We start from the raw sequence: 16303 nt of genomic DNA, 5'->3' as shown, positions 1-16303 counted from the left end.
CGACTTACGGCAGCGGTACGAGCGCTCCCATGCCCGCCCGTACGAACTGGGTCGACAGGCGTTGCGGCAACGGATTCGGGTACAAAATGATCGACGCGAACGGCGACGGCGTGTACCCGGCCCCGCCGTTGCTCTGCAGGTGCACGCTGACGTGGACGTTGCGGTCAGCGGGAATCTCGAACGACACGGTGCCCCAGGAAACGACGTACTGGCGGCCGTCGATTCCCGCGATCGGGATGTACGCACCGGCGTGGAAGATGTGCGTGGAAATGTCGATCATGAGCAATCGCCGCGGACCGTCGTGCGGGTCGACGTACGGGATGACATTCGGGGTGGACGACAGGTCTGGCGGCTCGGTCGGGTCAGTCATCGGTCCGGGCCTTCCGTCAGGGCGATGAGCGAAGCTTACCCTCGACGGATCGGTCGTCGGGTGCCGAAGGCCGGAGAGTCGCGCGCATCCGGCCGATTCGGCGCAGGATCCGTTCGCGGTTCTTCGCGGCTTTCAGCCAGGTCGGAAGCGCGGCGAGCATGGTCATGAGGCGTAGACCCCCGCCGTCCGCGGGCAACTGCTGCTCCCGAATCCGAGCGGCGACATAGGCTTCGAGGTAGTCCAGGTGTCGTTCGTTGTAGGCCCACAGCACATGTTCGTCGAAGTCGGCTTGCAGCCACAACGGGTGCTGCAGGAAAGGATCGCGCGCGTTCCCCAGCGGAGCTGGCGCGAGCTGAACGGAGTTTCGCGCGTCCTGAGTGTGACCGCAACGGCCGCACACTAGCCGTCTCGGGGCGAACAGGATCTTCTCAGTCGGCGGCGCGCCTGGTACGACGACGACTTTCGCGCAGCGCTCACAACGAGGGCAACGAACCAGCACCTCGTCAGCGGTGAAATCCCCTATCCACAGCTGTTGGTCGCGAAACCGCTCCCCGCCGTTGCTGGCTGCTGACCTCATGCGGGAAGCCTGACGTTCGCCTGTCCGGGACGTCAACCGGAATAAAGCGGCTCCGCGATCAGAACTGGTAGTACAGGAACGGGCTGAACGTCCCCGTAGCCACCAAGATCGCCGCGTAAACCAGGCCCACCGTCATGACCCCGATGCGCAGTGCGGTCGCTCCGCGGCTTCGGGACGATTCCAGCAGCGGGCCGGTCACCGGATGCGCCGGGAGGATGAACACGATCAGCGCCAGCAGCAGGATCACCAGCCGCTGGTTCGTCAGCGCGCTTTCCACGACGTCGCCGAGGCCGCCGAAATCCGGGATCAGCATGTGGCCGATCATCGACAGCGCGTGGCCCAGATCGGCTGAGCGGAAGAAGACCCAGCCGAACACGACCAGGATCAGCGTCAGCACTCGGCGGGCGATGCGGGCGACCGGGCTGGCCGGCGCGTCGCCGAGGTGGAAGCGGCGTTCGATGACCAGAAGTGCGCCGTGGTAGCAGCCCCAGATCAGGAACGTCCATTGCGCGCCGTGCCAGAAACCGGTCAGCACGAAGACGATCGACAGGTTCCGGTACGTCTTTCCAGCACCTGAACGGTTGCCGCCCAGCGGGATGTAGACGTAGTCGCGGAACCAGCGGGACAGCGACATGTGCCAGCGGCGCCAGAACTCCGTGATCGTCACCGACGAGTACGGGCGCGCGAAGTTTTCCGGCAGCCGGAAGCCGAGCATGCGGCCGAGGCCGATCGCCATGTCCGAGTAGCCCGAGAAGTCGAAGAACAGCTGCAGGGTGTAGCCGATCGCGCCGAGCCAGGCCGTCGTGAAGGTCATCTGGTTCGCGGGGGTCGAGAAGCAGGCTTCGACCATCGGGCTGAGCGAGTCGGCGATGATCGACTTCTTGCACAGGCCCAGCGCGAACCTCGGGAAACCCGCGGCGATGTCGTCCAGCCGGTGCGAACGCCGTTGCGGAAGCTGGTCGGCGATCTCCCGGTAGCGCACGATGGGACCCGCCACCAACTGCGGGAACATCGCGATGTACGCGGCGAACGACACCGGGTTGCGCAGCGCGTGCCGCTCGCCGCGGTAGATGTCCACCACGTACGAGATGTGGTGGAAGGTGTAGAAGGAAATGCCGATCGGCACCACGATGTTCGCGACGCCCAGGTCGCCGCCGAACCAGTGCGCGACGGCGGCGATCTGCTGCGTCGCGAAACCGGCGTACTTCCAGATGACGAGCACGAGGACGTCGAGCGTGATGACGCCGATCAGGATCCGTTTCCGGCGCGTGCCGCGGACGTCCCACGGGCTCGGCTCCAGCGCCGGTCCGGCCAGGAAGTTCACCGCCATGCAGAGCAGCAGCAGGAACAGGTACGGGCCGGCGCCGATCGTGTAGAACAGCAGGCTCGCGACCGCGACGATGCCGTTGCGCCAACTGCGCGGGCACACCAGGACCGCGATCAGCACCGCGGGCATGAAGTACCACAAGAACAGCGGCGAAACGAACGACATCGGTGACGGACCCCCTCGGTTCCGGAGGAGACCTTAGCCCGAGCGGGTGGCTTCGCGGGGCGATGCCCGACGGATCACAGCACGAATCACCGAGGGTGACGGATTTGGGGGGATTTCGCCCTTCGCGACGGGGAAGTGGGCGGGTCGTGGAGCTGCGCCGTGGCTGGGGCGGGGAGTCTCATGGGGCGGGCGCAGGCCGGGGGCGGCGGCTGGGTGGAAGGGCGGTGGGTGCGCGAGAGGGCAGGGCGGGGTGGGGTTGGTGCGGGAGAGCGGTGGGCGTGCGACGGGGTAACGCGCGGGGACGGTGGGCGCGCGGGCAGTGCGCGGGGCGGCGATTGGTGCGCGGTCGCGAGAGTGGTGAGCGTGCGATGTGGGGGCGGCGGAGCGGGATGTTGATGGGCGCGCGATGGCAGTGCGCGAGCGGCGGTTGGGGCGGCGGAGCGCGAAGGTGATGGACCCACGACACGGCAGCGCGACGGCAGCCGGGCCCCCGGAGCGGAAGAGCGCTGGCCGTGAAGATGCGCGACCACCAGCGGAAGCAGCCCGAGAGAGCCGCGCAAGCGAAGCGTCCAGGCTCAGTCGGTGATCCGGTCCAACCACTCACCCATCAATGCCTTCTCCGCCGCACTCAACCCCGACACCTGCGGCAGCACCGCCCGCAAAGCCGTAGCCGCCGCGGCGGGACCAGGTGTGCGGGACACCGGCCGGTCCGTGGTGATCGCTGCGATCACCGCTTCCCGGGCCGCGGCCGAGACCGCGAGGTCGCGGGAATCCGCAGGCGTCGAGATCAGGCTCAACGTCGCCCCCGAACCGGCGGCGTGGATCAAGGCCGCCGCAAGCGGCTCTGGCACCCGGAGTCGTCCGGCTGAAGCGATGCGGCTGACGCGCGTCGCGAGGATCTCCAGGGACTTCTCCAGCGCGGGCGAACGGCCGGGACGGGTGGTCATCAGCCGGTACAGCGCGGGGTTGGCTAGGCCGAACTCCAGGTGCTGATCCCAGCCCCGCCGCAGGTCGTCCAGTGGGTCCTCGGCGGGCGGCTCGGCGGTTTTCGCCTCCAGGTAATCCTCGTAGCCCTGGACGGTGATGGCGTCGAGCAGACCGTCCTTGTCTCCGAACAGTCGATAAATCGTCGGAGGTTGGACGCCTGCCGCCGAGCTCACCGCACGGGTCGACACCGCGTCCGGGCCGTCGCTGGTCAGCAGGTCCAGTGCGGCCGTGATGATGCGGGCGCGCGCGTCTTCGGGCATGTTATCGACGATAACAGCCCGTTGATTCCAGCGAAAAACTCAGACGCGTCCGGCGATCCGGCGACGGCGGGCGACCTCGGCCAGCAGCACCCCGGCGGCGACCGAGGCGTTCAGCGATTCCACGCCGGCCGCCATCGGGATCGAGACGGTCGCGTCGCAGGTTTCGCGGACCAGCCGGGACAGGCCGCGGCCTTCCGAGCCCAGGACGACGACCAGCGGGTCTGCGGCCAGTTCGAGCGCGTCGATGTCGACCGTGCCGTCGGCGTCGAGGCCGACGATCATCAGGCCCTTCGAAGCCCACGCGCGCAGCTGGCGCGTGAGGTTCGTGGCGACCGCGATCGGCAGCTTCGCCGCGGTACCAGCACTCGTGCGCCACGCGACCGCGGTCATTCCGGCGCTGCGGCGTTCCGGCAGCAGCACGCCCTGCGCGCCGAACGCCGCGGCGGAGCGGATCACCGCGCCGAGGTTGCGCGGGTCGGTGACGCCGTCGAGCGCGACGAACAGCGGGGTGTTGCCCGAGTCGCGCGCAGCCTGCATGAGGTCGTCCGGGTGCGCGTACTCGAACGGCGGCACCTGCAGGCCGAGGCCCTGGTGCATGGCCCGGTTGGTCTTGCGGTCCAGTTCCTCGCGCGGGATCTCCAGAATGGAGATGCCCTTGTCACCGGCCAGCCGGACGGCCTCGTTGACCCGGTCGTCGATGTCGATGTTGAGCGCGACGTACAGCGCCGTGCCCGGCACGTCCGCGCGCAGCGCCTCGACGACCGGGTTGCGGCCGGCGATCAGCTCCGGGCGGTCGGCCTTCTTCTGCCGGGCCTGGTCGCGCTTGTTGGCGGCGTTGGCAGCGCGGTACGCCTTGTGCCCGGGCCGGTCCTCAGCCCTCGGCGTCGGGCCCTTGCCCTCGAGCGCCTTGCGCCGCTGCCCGCCCGAACCGACGACGGCGCCCTTCTTGGTGCCGGTCTTGCGGATGGCACCTTTGCGCTGTGAGTTGCCTGCCATGAATCCTCAATCTCTGCTGCCGCGAGGAGGTCAGGAGTTCCTGACCGTCCATTGCGGACCGTTCGGGGTGTCTTCCACCGCGATCCCCGCCGCCACGAGACGGTCGCGGGCGGCGTCCGCGCGGGCGAAGTCCTTCGCCGCACGGGCCTCCTGGCGTTCGGCCAGCAGGGCTTCCACGAGCGTGCCCAGCGCGTCGCGGACGGGAGTGTCCGAGCCGCCGTCCGCCCAGTCCGGCGACAGCGGGTCGATGCCGAGCACGGCGGTCATCCCGCGGACCGTGCCGGCCAATTCGAGTGCCTTCGTGGTGTCGCCCCCGTCGAGGGCGGCGTTACCGTCGCGGACCGTGTTGTGCACCACGGCGAACGCGGCGGGCGTCGCCAGGTCGTCGTCCATCGCCGCGGCGAATTCCGGGGAGACCGGGCCGATGTCCACCGAACCGGCCGACTCCGCCCGGCGCAGGAACGCTTCGATCCGCCGGTAGCCCTGCGCGGCTTCGGTCACCGCGCCTTCGGAGTACTCGACGGTGGACCGGTAGTGCGGCTGCACCAGGTAGTAGCGCAGTTCGGGCGCGCGGTAGCGCTCCAGCATCGCCGGGATCGCGACCGTGTTGCCCAGCGACTTCGACATCTTCTCGCCGGACATGGTCACCCACGCGTTGTGCAGCCAGTAGCGGGCGAACCCGTCGCCCGCCGCGTTCGACTGTGCGCGTTCGTTCTCGTGGTGCGGGAACACCAGGTCAACGCCGCCGCCGTGGATGTCGAACTCGGCGCCGAGGTAGTTGGTCGCCATCGCCGAGCACTCCAGGTGCCAGCCGGGACGCCCCTCGCCCCACGGCGTCGGCCACGACGGCTCGCCCGGCTTCGCGCTCTTCCACAGCGTGAAGTCGCGCGAATCACGCTTGCCGCGGGTCGGCGTCTCGCCCTGCTGGACCTCGTCGAGCTGCTGTCCCGACAGCGTGCCGTACTCGGGGAACGACTTCACCGAGAAGTACACGTCGCCGTCGACGGCGTACGCGTGCCCGGCTTCGATCAGCCGCTCCATCAGCTGGACCATCTGCGTGACGTGCCCGGTCGCGCGCGGCGTGACCGACGGCGGGAGGCAGCCGAGATCCTCGTACGCCTTCTCGAACGCCCGCTCGTGCGTCGCCGCCCATTCCCACCAGGGACGACCGGCGTCGGCGGCCTTGGCGAGGATCTTGTCGTCGATGTCGGTGACGTTGCGGACCAGCAGGACGTCCAGTCCACTGTGGAGCAGCCAGCGGCGGAGCACGTCGTAGTTCAGCATGCCGCGGACGTGCCCGATATGCGGTACTCCCTGCACGGTGGCACCACACACGTAGATCGACGCCGTTCCGCTGCGGACGGGAGAGAACTCCCGGGGGGCACGGGTCGCGGTGTCGTACAGGTGCAAAGCCACGAGGTAAAGGGTACCGGGGGCACTGTGGGAGACGTCGCAGGACGTCAGAGCACGCCGTGCTCCCGCAGCACGCCCAGCAGCGCGTCCGGCCGCTGCGCCGTGGGCAGCGGGTCGACCAGGGCGAACCGGCAGCCCAGCGCACGGGCGCCGCCGTCGGCCTCCTCGCTGTCGCCGACCATCAGCGTCTCCTCGGCGCGCACGCCGAGCCGCTCGATCGCCGACTGGAAGATCTCCGGCTCCGGCTTCACCGCTCCGACCTCGAAGGACAGGGTGAACTCGGCGACGTGCGCGTCCCAGCCGCGCTGGCCGAACGCGGGCCGGATGTCGAACGCGATGTTGCTCAGCACGCCCGCCTTGCGCCCGCTGCTCGCGACCGCCTTGAGCGCGGCCTCGGTGTCCGGGTAGGGCGTCCACTGGTCCGGGGCGATGAGCTGGGCGTACAGCGCCTCGGCCTGGTCGCGCCGGGGCACGCCGGACAGCCGCAGCACCTCGAGGTACACCTTCCGGTGCAGCTCCGGGTCGCGGTCGCGGTTGTGCCAGGCGTACAGGTGCTCCTCGTCGAGTTCGACGGACTGCTCGACCGGCGCGGTCATCCGCCGCATCAGCTCGGTCTGCGCTTCGACGTCGAGCGCCTCGCCGTCGTCGTCGCGCACGTCCTCGAGCCAGCCGTCCTGCTGCTCAAGCCGGAAAAGAGTGCCGGAGAAGTCGAACAACACCGCGTTGATGGCCACGCGCCAACCCTATCGGGCGACCCGGGTGCGCCGCCGCCCGTTTGTGGTGCCCGGCTCACGCCGCCGGGACGTAAAGCTCCACGAACTCCGGCGTCGCGTCGAGCCGGACGCGCAGGATCGGCACCGCCTTGTTCACCGGGTCGCCGCGGTCGTCGAACGAGATCATGCCGCTCGCTCCCGGGACCGCGGACTGTCCGTGCAGCCGGTTCCTCGCCTGCAGCACGTCCTGCGCGGTGACCTGCTCCGGAGACACCCGCGGGATGCCGCGGATGGCCCAGATCACGGTCAGCACCGCGTCGTGCGCCAGGATCGCGATGCCGTCGTCCAGCCGTTCCCTCGGGAAGACCGCGGTGAAGCAACCGGCGCACCCGGGTTCCTCGAAGCTCGCGACGGCCGCCTTGTTGAACGACTCCGGATGGTCGCGCCAGGCCTGCGGATGCGCGAGTCCCGGCGCGAGCACCGTGACGTTCGCCTGGAGGCCGCGGCGCATCTCCGGGCCGGGCGGGCCGACCTGGGCGAGGTCGCCGGTCAGCACGGTGAGGTGTTTCTCGAGGCAGGGCCGCTGGGCGAGCTGCGCGACGAACGACTTCAGGTGGTCCTCGCGGCCGGCGAAGTACACGACGTCCGGGTTGTCGCCGCAGATGTTCGGCATCATCTGCAGGAAGGTGTTCTCGATCCCGGGCAGGCTGGAGTCGTAGGACTCGGTGCGCCCGACGATCCGGTGCGTGGCGTCGGCGAACGTCTTGGTGAAGGCCGTGGCCAGCGTCTTCGGGTACAGGTCGCCCGGGTTCTGGTCCTGCACGACGGTCGCGGTGTGCGCGGTCGGCTTCACGTAGCCCGCCATCGAACTGCCGTAGGTCGAGCTGGTCGGGGACACCCGCAGGAAGCCCGGGATCTGCGAAAACTCATCGGCGGCCAGGTGCGAGGCCACGACCGGGACGCGGTGGTCGGACAGCTTCTGGATGGCGCTGCGCGCGGTGTCGAGGCTCAGCCCGATGCCGGTCACGCCCACGATCCGGTCGGCCCCGGTCCGGCCGATCAGGTCGTCGACCACCGGCTCCCACTGTTTGAGCTGGCTGCCGGGGTTGGCCAGCAGCAGCCGGATGAGCGGCACGCTGCCCCACGACTGCGTTTTGTTGGCCCGGTGCTGGGCGACATACGCCCCTTCGAGCTGATGCCGTACCCATTCGCGGGAAAGAATGTCGTGGTCGGTGAGCGTCATCGGCAGGAGCACCGCGATGGTCACGTACGGCTTCCCGGAACCGACGGTTTCGGTATTTTCCTGATGAATTCTGTTTTCCACATCGGCGAGGTCGGGAGAAAACACGAATTCGCCGTCAGTCGTGCCGATGCATTCGGAATTCTCACCGCGTTCCTCGACGCCGGCGCCGCACGTGCGGTTCGCCTCGCTGATCGCCGGGACGACGACGAACGCGGCGACGACGATGACCACGACCAGCAGCACCGCGCCGCCGCCCCAGAGCCACTTCGCCCACGCCGGCCGCGGCGGTTTGATCCGTTGCGTCATCGGTAGCGCTCCGCTCGCTCGTGCAACAGCATCGATCCTCGTCCCCGGCCTTGGGCCAGATGGTGGAATCCGCTCTCGATGGTGGCGTTGAGGGTGCCGCCCGGGTCGCCGAGCGGATCGCGCGCCAGCCACAGCGAAACGACCAGCCACGCCACGGTCGTCTCCAGTTCGCCTTCCCACTCGCCGACGCGCTGCTGCACCTGGGTGTAGGGATCCGCGTTCTCCACCAGCCGGTTGGGCGCGGCGGTGATCGTGTCCAGTTCGGCCAGCCACGCTTCGGCGGTCGGCACGTCGAACTCGGCGTGCGGCGCGCTGAGCGGTTTGCACAGATGCGTCACCACCGCGTCGACGTTCTCGAGCGCCAGGTCGTGGTAGCGAGCGGCGGCGACGCGGCCGTTCTTCTCGTAGAAATCGCGGCAGCGCGTGTGCACCTTTTCCCAGCTCAACGGGTGATCGTCGGCGCGCGTCGCCAGCTTCCGCAGCAGCAACCGGCGCAGCCACGGGTGCAGGACGTAGCGCGACGGGTCGTCCGGATCCGCGCGCAGCCACAGCTGATCGGCGAGCTGCTTGAACAGCGGCCCCTCGCCCATCGGATTGCGCAGATCGAGAATTTCCTTGTGGAACAGCATTTCCACGTCGACCGCGGCGCTCGCGGTGACGAGTTCCTGGCGGCTCGCGGTGGAAAAGTCCTGCAGCAGGTAGTCGCACATCTGCGCGAGCAAAGTGGACTCGCTGCCGTCGTCCAGGGTTACCTTGGTGTACAAGGATTCCCGCAACGTGTTCGGGTTGCCCGGCTCGTACCGCGCGGCGAGCGTCTGCAGCACCTCGCGCACCGCGCCGGGGTGTCCGTCGGTGAGCCGGGACAGGAACCGCGGCAGCCGCGACGTCGGGTGCACGTCGTGCGCGGCGGCGACATCGACGACGTCGCCGCTGGAAAGCGTGCCGAGTTCCAGCAGGTACCAGGGGGACCAGCGGTTGTCCGGCTGACCGGGGATCCAATCGGTTTCGACGTGCGCGGGCAGCCGCGGCACCGGCCAGTCGAGCCCGCTGGTCCGGTGCTCCGGGTTGCGCCGGATCTCCCGGTCGCTGCCCGGATGCGCGGTGACCATCGACCAGCTTTCGCTCCAGTCCGGATTCCACGTCCGGCTCGTCGCGATCACCACCAGCGGATCGGCCTCGTCCGGCGTGTGCCTGCGCGCCTCGGCGAGCGCGCGCAGGAAGTCCTGTCCGCCCTTCGTGTGCGCGTTGTCCAGCAATACCAGGCAATTCATCGTCCGGCGGGTGCCGGAGATGCCGGAGTAGGCGCGGCGCAGGTCGGCGAGGAACGCATCGCAGATGATCGCGTCGACCGCGGCCCGGTCCTCGTCGTCGCCGTGCGCGTGCTTGGCGATTTCGATCAGGAAGTCCTGGTGGTTGCCGTACCCGGTCGGCATGGCTTTGACCTTGCCCATCAGCCGTCGCCGGTCGTACCAGCTGAGCCCGCGCAGCAGCAGTTCGGTCGCCTCGTTCCAGCCGGGAAGACTGTTGCCCGAAGTGACGCCGCCGACGAGCTTCACGACGTCCACGATCGCGTCGCGATTGCGTTCCAGCGGCTGGTTTTGCGCGATCAGATCCCGGAGTTTGCGCAGTGCGGCCCGGCGGTCGCCGAGTTCGACCGGGGCGCTGAGCACGAGCATGCACAGCCACAGCCGGGGAAACGCGATACGGCCGAATTGCCGCCATTGCCGACCGAGATCAAAAGCCAAGTGGCCCAGCAGTTCCCGCGGCTGGATCTGCTCCCAGTCGCGCCGCTCGAAATCGACGAGCGCGTGCGGGATGTCCTCGCACCGGATGCGCAATTCCTCCAGCAGCGCCGACTTCCCCGCGCCGCGCACGCCGAGCGCGACCGCGATCGGCAGCGGTCTGCTCTGCCCTCCCGGACGGGACAGCAGTTCCTCGACCAGCCTCCCGGTGATCGAACGTACTCCGGACAATCGATGCGCATCGACGGGCATCGTCCCCCTTTGGCCGGGCGGCCCCGCTCCCTGCCGCCGCAAACGTCGCGGAATAACTATAATGAGCCGCGGGTACCCGCGCAGAAGTTAGCGGAGATCGGCGAAGATCGTTTTCCGATGACCGGGCGGTTAGCGCTGGTCAGGTATCGCGAAGAATGGAATATTACGATTCCGGGTGAGCGAATTTAACTCAGCCGCGGATCAGCAGCGCGGTCGCGACCGCCGCGATGCCCTCGCCGCGTCCGGTGAGGCCGAGCCCGTCCGACGTGGTCCCGGAAACGCTCACCGGTCCGCCGATCGCGTCGCTCAGCACCTGCTGCGCCTCGTCGCGCCGCTTCCCGATCCGCGGGTGGTTGCCGATGACCTGCACGGTCGCGTTGGAGACCTGCCAGCCTTCCGCCTGCAGCAGGGCACGCACCTCGACGAGCATGTCGGTGCCGTGCGCGCCGTCCATCCGCGGATCGCCGGTGCCGAATACCGCCCCGAGATCGCCGAGGCCAGCCGCGGACAGCAGGGCGTCGCACAGGGCGTGTGCCGCGACGTCGCCGTCCGAGTGGCCCGCGCAGCCGTCGACGCCCGGCCACCGCAGACCGGCCATCCAGCATTCGCGGCCCGGCTCGACCGGATGGACGTCGACGCCGTTGCCTACCCGCAGATCGGTCACAGGGGATCCTCCCGGTCCCCGCCGGCGACGAGCGCCTCGGCGAGGGTGAGTTCGAAGGCGCTCGCGACGCGCATCGCGTCCGGATCGCCGGGGACGGTGGCCGCGCCCGCGGTGTCGGCGAGACCGGGGTCAGCGGAATCGGCGAGTGCGGAACGGAAAGCGGAAAGGGAAAAACCAACCGGGGTTTGCGCACTGCGAAGACCGTCGCGATCGACGGTGGCGGTGACAATTCCGGATTCGTCGGTGGTTTTCACCGTGTCGGACATCGGCAGCACCGGAACCGCGACGGGCGCGCCGTCCCGGACCGCGGCCAGCACGCGCTGGACCGTCCGTTGTGGAGTGAACGCCCGCAGCGCGTCGTGCACCAGCACGACGGCGCCGGAGGCAAGCAGCGGCTCGACGGCGGCGAACGCCTGCCGGAGCGAGGAACCGGGAACGACCCGGCATTCGAGGCCGCGCAATGCCTCGGAAAACGACTTCGCACACCGCTCGGGGGCTGCGGCGACCACCAGATCGACTTCCGGTGTGCCGAGCAGCCCCCGCACGGTGTGCGTGAGTAGTGCTGCACCGCCGACCGCCGCGAGCGCGAACTCAGGATCGGCCGGACGGTGCGCGACAGTCACGAACGCGACGCTGTGCACCTGTGGGTTCATCAGGTCGTGATCGTAGGGAACCGGTTGCCTCGGCGGCGAACCGGAGGACCCGGGGTCAGACCGTCGCGGTCTCTAGCACCTCGTCGAGGAGCGTTTCCGCCTTGCCCTCGTCGGTGCCCTCCGCGAGCGCGAGCTCGCTGACCAGGATTTGCCGTGCTTTCGCCAGCATGCGTTTCTCGCCGGCTGAAAGTCCGCGGTCCTTTTCTCGCCGCCAGAGGTCGCGCACCACTTCGGCCACCTTGTTCACATCGCCGGAGGCGAGCTTCTCCAGGTTGGCCTTGTACCGACGAGACCAGTTCGTGGGCTCTTCGGTGTGCGGAGCACGCAGAACATCGAAGACCTTGTCCAGTCCTTCTTGCCCGACGACATCGCGCACGCCGACGATCTCGGCGTTGTCCGCGGGCACGCGAACCGTAAGATCCCCTTGCGCGACTTTGAGGACGAGGTACTTCTTTTCCTCGCCCTTGATCACGCGGGTCTCGATCGCTTCGATGAGTGCGGCACCGTGGTGCGGGTAGACGACGGTCTCTCCGACCTTGAAAACCATGTGTCCTCTGCCCCTTTCGCTGACTCCATCCTATCACGGCCCGTCGGCGGCCACCTAGCGGCCCGGGATCGTCGTCGCAGGTCAGCGGCCTGAGCAGGGCTTGACAAACCGGTTTTCGCCGTGCTCATGCAGGTGAGCCGACAGCGCCCCGACCGGCGCTGTGGGATCCTTTGTGGACAGTCGATCGGCCGGGAACGCACACCGGTTCCGCGCGCGGAGAACCGCCCGGCTAGTCTTCGGGAAGGACGAGGCCGTGAAAGGGAAGGACTCTGACGTGAGGCTGCAGAATCGCCGCGTGCTCGGCGCAGGCGTGTCGGCGCTCGGCGCCGCACTCGTGCTCGCCGGTTGCGGAGCCGGTCAGATCACTCAGACCGACACCCAGCAGCCCGCCGTCAACGGCACCTACGCCCAGGTGAAGACGATCGTGCTACGCAACGCCGCGGTGCAGTACCCGGCGCAGGGCCCCGGCTACGCGGCCGGTTCGCCCGCCCCGCTCACGCTCACCGTGATCAACCAGGGCCAGAAGGACGACAAGCTCGTCTCGGTGACCTCCGAGGGCGCTTCCGGCCCCGCGCAGATCTCCGGGGACACGGCGATCGTCGCCGGCCACTCGCTCGTGATCGGCCCGGCCGACGCGGTCGAGCAGGGCGCCCCGCCGCAGTCGGAGTCGGCGAACAGCACGCCCGCCTCCGAGCTGAACCAGCCGGCCAGCGGCGCGCCCAGCTCCGCCCCGAGCAGCTCGGCTCCCAACTCGGCGTCCAACGCGCCGCAGACGGGCGAGAGCGGCGGCGCGGCGAGCCAGCTCGGCTCCGGCAAGGTCGTGCTGCCGGGCCTCAAGCAGCCGCTGTGGCCGGGCGCGACGATCAAGGTCACCTTCACCTTCCAGAACGCCGGCCCGATCGTGGTCGAGCTGCCGGTCGCGGCACCCGCGCACGCGGGCTCCTGACCGCGTCGCCGCGAGTTTTGTCGGTGTCCGCCGATAGCCTCGCGGAGTGGTGAAGAAGACCAGCACCGTCCACCGGTGCGCGGAATGCGGGTACGAAACGGCGAAGTGGGTCGGTCGCTGCCCGGAATGCCAGGCGTGGGGCACGCTCGAGGAGCGCGGCTCCGCGAAACCGGCGATCGCGCGGGTGGCCGCAGGAGCACCGAGCGCGCCCGCGAGGCCGATCGCCGAGGTCGACGTCGAGGCGGCCAGGGCGAAGGCCACCGGTGTGCCGGAGCTGGACCGGGTGCTCGGCGGCGGGCTCGTGCCCGGCGCGGTCGCGCTGCTGGCCGGTGAACCCGGGGTCGGCAAATCCACGCTGCTGCTCGAAGTCGCGTATCAATGGGCGGTCACGGCGGGGCGTTCGCTGTACGTCACCGGCGAGGAATCCGCGGGACAGGTCCGGCTGCGCGCCGAGCGCACCGGCAACGTGCACGGTGAGATGTTCCTCGCGGCGGAGAGCGACCTGTCCGCGATCCTCGGGCACGTCGACGCGGTGAAGCCCGGCGTGCTGATCGTCGATTCGGTCCAGACCATGGCATCGCCGCAGGTCGAGGGCTCGCCGGGCGGGGTGACGCAGGTCCGCGCGGTCACCTCCGGACTCGTCGCGCTCGCCAAGGAACGCGGGCTGCCGGTCTTGCTCGTGGGACATGTCACGAAGGACGGTTCGGTCGCCGGTCCGCGCGTGCTCGAGCACCTGGTGGACGTGGTGCTGCAATTCGAGGGCGACAAGCATTCCACGCTGCGGATGGTGCGCGGCATCAAGAACCGGTTCGGCGCGGCGGACGAGATCGGCTGTTTCGAGCTCACCGAGGGCGGCATTGTCGGAGTGCCGGACCCGTCCGGTCTGTTCCTGAGCCGGACCGCGGAAGCGGTGCCGGGCACCGCGGTCACGGTCGCGGTCGAGGGGAAGCGGCCGCTGCTGGGCGAGGTGCAGGCGCTGGTGTCGAGCAGCGGCATGCCGCAGCCGCGACGTGCCGTGAGCGGCCTCGATTCGGCACGGGTCGCCATGGTGCTCGCCGTGATGGAGAAGCGCGGCCGGCTGAAACTGGGCGACAAGGACGTCTACGTCGCGACGGTCGGCGGCATGAAGATCACCGAGCCCGCCATCGACCTGGCGCTGGTGCTCGCGCTGACCTCGTCGCTGCACGACGTGGCCCTGTCCCCCCGGCTGGTCGCGGTGGGCGAGGTCGGGCTGGCGGGCGAGATCCGGCGGGTGCCGAACGTCGGGCGCCGGCTGGCCGAGGCGGCCCGGCTCGGCTTCACGCACGCGTTGGTGCCGCCGGATTCCGGCAAGCTCCCGGACGGCATCCGGGTGCTGGAGGTGCCCGACGTGGCGAGCGCGCTCAACGCGGCGAACCACGCGAAATGATCAGTCTCCCGCCCGGTCGGTGGTCTCGGAGGAGAACTGCGCGGAGCTGACCAGAGTGCCGGGCGCGAACCTGGTGACGGAGCTCGCGGAGAGCACCTGGAGGTCGGTCAGCTGAAGCCGGGTCCGGTTGAGCGAGACGAGCACTCGGTACGGGCCGGCGAGCACCGCGTATTGCACGAAGTCCGGAGCGTCCTGCACCAACTGGAATCCGAGCACCGGGTTGTCCATCGCTTTCAGGAAGGCGCCCCGCAGCTCGCGCGACGCGTACCCGGAAGCGAGGACGTTCAGGACCATCCCGGTCGCCGACGGATAGGTGATGGGGCTGGGGTCCTTCGGAGCGCCGTAGTTCAACGGCTGCGGCAGCGGCCCGTCGCCCGCCGGCGACAACTCCGGAGGGATGCGGTCCTTCAGGAGGCGATTGGTCAGCTGGTTCGGGTCGGTCGGCAGGCCCGCGACGAAGTCCGGGGTCGGCTGGGACCAGCCCAGCTGAGTGCTGGCGGCCGCGTCTCCGGGGAAGCGGGCGTCGCGCGTGAACCGCCCGCCGGGCGCGGACTCCTCGGCCTGGGACGGTCCGGGCAGTTTCGCGCTGTCCCGGGGATCCCCGCCGAGCAACGTCGGCGGCTCGGCGCGGGTCCAGCGTCGTTTCCACACTCCGGACGGATCGGCCGGGATCCACAGGTCCACCTGTTCCGGGACCCTGAACACACTGCTCCCGCTCACCAGCACGGTGCGGCTGTACTTGGTCACGACGTGGGTGAACGGCGCGCCCGCTTCGCGACGGTCCGCCGGGGCGGCCGGGCCGGCGGGAGCCAGTGTCGTCGGCGCGGTGGCGAGTTCCCGGACCACGACCACGCCGCCGGTGACGAGCGCGACCGCAGCGGCCACGGCGATCCACCGCCACGCGCCGGAGCGCTTTTTCCGTTGCGGGACAACCGGTTCGGCCGATTCGCTCACTGCCGCGGCGGCCCGCATCATGCTCGCGCGGGCCCGGTCGAGTTCGGTGCGGTCGGGGGCTGTCTCGTGCGGGTGCAGCGCGGCGAGGGCCTCGTCGAGTTCGGCATCGGACCACAGATGCCGCACGGTGTCGTCGTTCACTGGTCTTTCGCCTCCTCGCGGGTCGACGCGCCTGCGTTGGTGCGCAGCCATCTGCGGATCCGGTGCAGCCTCGAACGGACGGTGCCCGGCGGGATGCCGAGCGCCTCGGCGACTTCGACCGGTTCCAGCCCGGCCCACGAGACCAGCAGCAGCGTGTCGCGGTCGGCGACGCTCAGCTTCGCGAGCGCGCCCGCCAGCTGTGCCGCGCGGGCCTGTGCGTCCACCTGCTCGGCGACCCTGGTGTCGTGTCCGCCGTGGCCGCGGTCGCCGGAATTGGCGAGTCGCGCGGTGGCTCGCAGCGCCCGGGTTTCGCTGCGGACGTGGTGGCGCAGCAGGTTCGTCGCGATCCCGTACAGCCACGAGCGCGCGGTGCCCAGCTCTGGTCGGTACGACTCCCGGCGGCGCAGCGCGACGAGGAACGTCTCGGCGACGAGATCGTGCGCGGCATCCGGGCCGACGCGGCGCGCGAGGTAGCGGTGCATGGTCGCCGCGTGCGCGTCGAACAGCCGCCCGAAGGCCGGGGCGGGATCGGGTCCGCCCAGGTCGGGGCGGTCCTGCGGGCCGGTCGACACCGGCTCGGGACCGTCGTGGGTCACCTGCATACCCACTCTTGCCCGCGGCGCGGGCGAGCGTTCACGG

16 protein-coding genes are annotated in these 16303 nt (G+C 69.7%); 2 read left to right on the top strand and 14 right to left on the bottom strand.

Annotation, left to right across the window (positions count from 1 at the left end; all coding sequences use genetic code 11):
- Positions 1 to 4: 4 nt before the first annotated feature.
- The 12 genes from EIZ44_RS10605 to EIZ44_RS10550 all read right to left on the bottom strand — a co-directional run bounded on the left by EIZ44_RS10605 (position 5) and on the right by EIZ44_RS10550 (position 12215).
- Positions 5 to 370 carry a hypothetical protein gene (locus tag EIZ44_RS10605; RefSeq protein WP_037808158.1) on the bottom strand — a complete coding sequence of 122 codons (366 nt, stop codon included), beginning with the start codon at positions 368 to 370 and terminating at the stop codon, positions 5 to 7.
- A gap of 16 nt (positions 371 to 386) precedes the next feature.
- Entirely contained in the window at positions 387 to 671 is a 285-nt protein-coding gene (locus EIZ44_RS45420) for a hypothetical protein (protein ID WP_240691266.1), read from the bottom strand.
- A 334-nt stretch (positions 672 to 1005) separates the two neighbouring features.
- Positions 1006 to 2439 carry an MBOAT family O-acyltransferase gene (locus tag EIZ44_RS10595; RefSeq protein ID WP_037808156.1) on the bottom strand — a complete coding sequence of 478 codons (1434 nt, stop codon included), beginning with the start codon at positions 2437 to 2439 and terminating at the stop codon, positions 1006 to 1008.
- Positions 2440 to 3014: 575 nt separating this feature from the next.
- Complete coding sequence (locus EIZ44_RS10590; protein ID WP_134661959.1) at positions 3015 to 3686, bottom strand: TetR/AcrR family transcriptional regulator; 672 nt, start codon at positions 3684 to 3686, stop codon at positions 3015 to 3017.
- A 39-nt stretch (positions 3687 to 3725) separates the two neighbouring features.
- Positions 3726 to 4682: a 23S rRNA (guanosine(2251)-2'-O)-methyltransferase RlmB gene (rlmB, locus tag EIZ44_RS10585; protein ID WP_134661958.1), complete on the bottom strand. Its 957-nt coding sequence runs from the start codon at positions 4680 to 4682 to the stop codon at positions 3726 to 3728.
- A 30-nt stretch (positions 4683 to 4712) separates the two neighbouring features.
- Positions 4713 to 6098, bottom strand: a complete 1386-nt coding sequence (gene cysS, locus EIZ44_RS10580) for a cysteine--tRNA ligase (protein ID WP_134661957.1) — start codon at positions 6096 to 6098, stop codon at positions 4713 to 4715.
- A gap of 44 nt (positions 6099 to 6142) precedes the next feature.
- Positions 6143 to 6829, bottom strand: a complete 687-nt coding sequence (locus EIZ44_RS10575) for an HAD family hydrolase (protein WP_043827186.1) — start codon at positions 6827 to 6829, stop codon at positions 6143 to 6145.
- A gap of 55 nt (positions 6830 to 6884) precedes the next feature.
- On the bottom strand, positions 6885 to 8357 hold the full coding sequence (locus EIZ44_RS10570; RefSeq protein ID WP_134728448.1) for a type 1 periplasmic-binding domain-containing protein: 1473 nt from the start codon (positions 8355 to 8357) through the stop codon (positions 6885 to 6887).
- Positions 8354 to 10351, bottom strand: coding sequence for a hypothetical protein (locus EIZ44_RS10565; protein ID WP_134728447.1), 1998 nt, complete (start codon positions 10349 to 10351; stop codon positions 8354 to 8356). The genes EIZ44_RS10570 and EIZ44_RS10565 overlap by 4 nt, the downstream gene beginning before the upstream one ends.
- Before the next feature lie 190 nt (positions 10352 to 10541).
- Positions 10542 to 11006 carry a 2-C-methyl-D-erythritol 2,4-cyclodiphosphate synthase gene (gene ispF, locus EIZ44_RS10560; protein ID WP_134728542.1) on the bottom strand — a complete coding sequence of 155 codons (465 nt, stop codon included), beginning with the start codon at positions 11004 to 11006 and terminating at the stop codon, positions 10542 to 10544.
- A 5-nt stretch (positions 11007 to 11011) separates the two neighbouring features.
- A complete protein-coding gene (locus tag EIZ44_RS10555) occupies positions 11012 to 11656 on the bottom strand; it encodes an IspD/TarI family cytidylyltransferase (protein WP_167754089.1) in 645 nt (214 codons plus the stop codon).
- A 67-nt stretch (positions 11657 to 11723) separates the two neighbouring features.
- Positions 11724 to 12215, bottom strand: a complete 492-nt coding sequence (locus EIZ44_RS10550; protein WP_009084200.1) for a CarD family transcriptional regulator — start codon at positions 12213 to 12215, stop codon at positions 11724 to 11726.
- A 274-nt stretch (positions 12216 to 12489) separates the two neighbouring features.
- Here EIZ44_RS10550 and EIZ44_RS10545 point away from each other — a divergent pair, with 274 nt between their 5' ends.
- Both EIZ44_RS10545 and radA read left to right on the top strand, forming a co-directional pair.
- Positions 12490 to 13161, top strand: coding sequence for a copper chaperone PCu(A)C (locus EIZ44_RS10545; RefSeq protein WP_037808136.1), 672 nt, complete (start codon positions 12490 to 12492; stop codon positions 13159 to 13161).
- 46 nt (positions 13162 to 13207) lie between these two features.
- The gene (gene radA, locus EIZ44_RS10540) at positions 13208 to 14569 is read left to right on the top strand and encodes a DNA repair protein RadA (protein ID WP_037808135.1); all 1362 of its coding nucleotides are present in this window, start codon (positions 13208 to 13210) and stop codon (positions 14567 to 14569) included.
- Here radA and EIZ44_RS10535 read toward each other — a convergent pair whose 3' ends face one another.
- Positions 14570 to 15664: a hypothetical protein gene (locus EIZ44_RS10535; RefSeq protein WP_134728445.1), complete on the bottom strand. Its 1095-nt coding sequence runs from the start codon at positions 15662 to 15664 to the stop codon at positions 14570 to 14572.
- Positions 15661 to 16266 (bottom strand): RNA polymerase sigma factor, encoded by a 606-nt coding sequence (locus tag EIZ44_RS10530; RefSeq protein WP_134728444.1) that lies wholly within the window; start codon positions 16264 to 16266, stop codon positions 15661 to 15663. Before EIZ44_RS10530 ends, EIZ44_RS10535 begins: the two co-directional genes overlap by 4 nt.
- Between the last annotated feature and the right edge of the window lie 37 nt (positions 16267 to 16303).

Source organism: Amycolatopsis nivea (assembly GCF_004522235.1).
Taxonomy (GTDB): domain Bacteria; phylum Actinomycetota; class Actinomycetes; order Mycobacteriales; family Pseudonocardiaceae; genus Amycolatopsis; species Amycolatopsis nivea.
This window is presented reverse-complemented; position numbering and strand designations above follow the sequence as displayed.

Coding starts and splice junctions, on each gene's coding strand:
- EIZ44_RS10605 (WP_037808158.1), bottom strand. CDS start 370: ATGACTGACCCGACCGAGCCGCCAGACCTGTCGTCCACCCCGAATGTC.
- EIZ44_RS10595 (WP_037808156.1), bottom strand. CDS start 2,439: ATGTCGTTCGTTTCGCCGCTGTTCTTGTGGTACTTCATGCCCGCGGTG.
- EIZ44_RS10590 (WP_134661959.1), bottom strand. CDS start 3,686: ATGCCCGAAGACGCGCGCGCCCGCATCATCACGGCCGCACTGGACCTG.
- rlmB (WP_134661958.1), bottom strand. CDS start 4,682: ATGGCAGGCAACTCACAGCGCAAAGGTGCCATCCGCAAGACCGGCACC.
- EIZ44_RS10570 (WP_134728448.1), bottom strand. CDS start 8,357: ATGACGCAACGGATCAAACCGCCGCGGCCGGCGTGGGCGAAGTGGCTC.
- EIZ44_RS10565 (WP_134728447.1), bottom strand. CDS start 10,351: ATGCCCGTCGATGCGCATCGATTGTCCGGAGTACGTTCGATCACCGGG.
- EIZ44_RS10550 (WP_009084200.1), bottom strand. CDS start 12,215: ATGGTTTTCAAGGTCGGAGAGACCGTCGTCTACCCGCACCACGGTGCC.
- EIZ44_RS10530 (WP_134728444.1), bottom strand. CDS start 16,266: ATGCAGGTGACCCACGACGGTCCCGAGCCGGTGTCGACCGGCCCGCAG.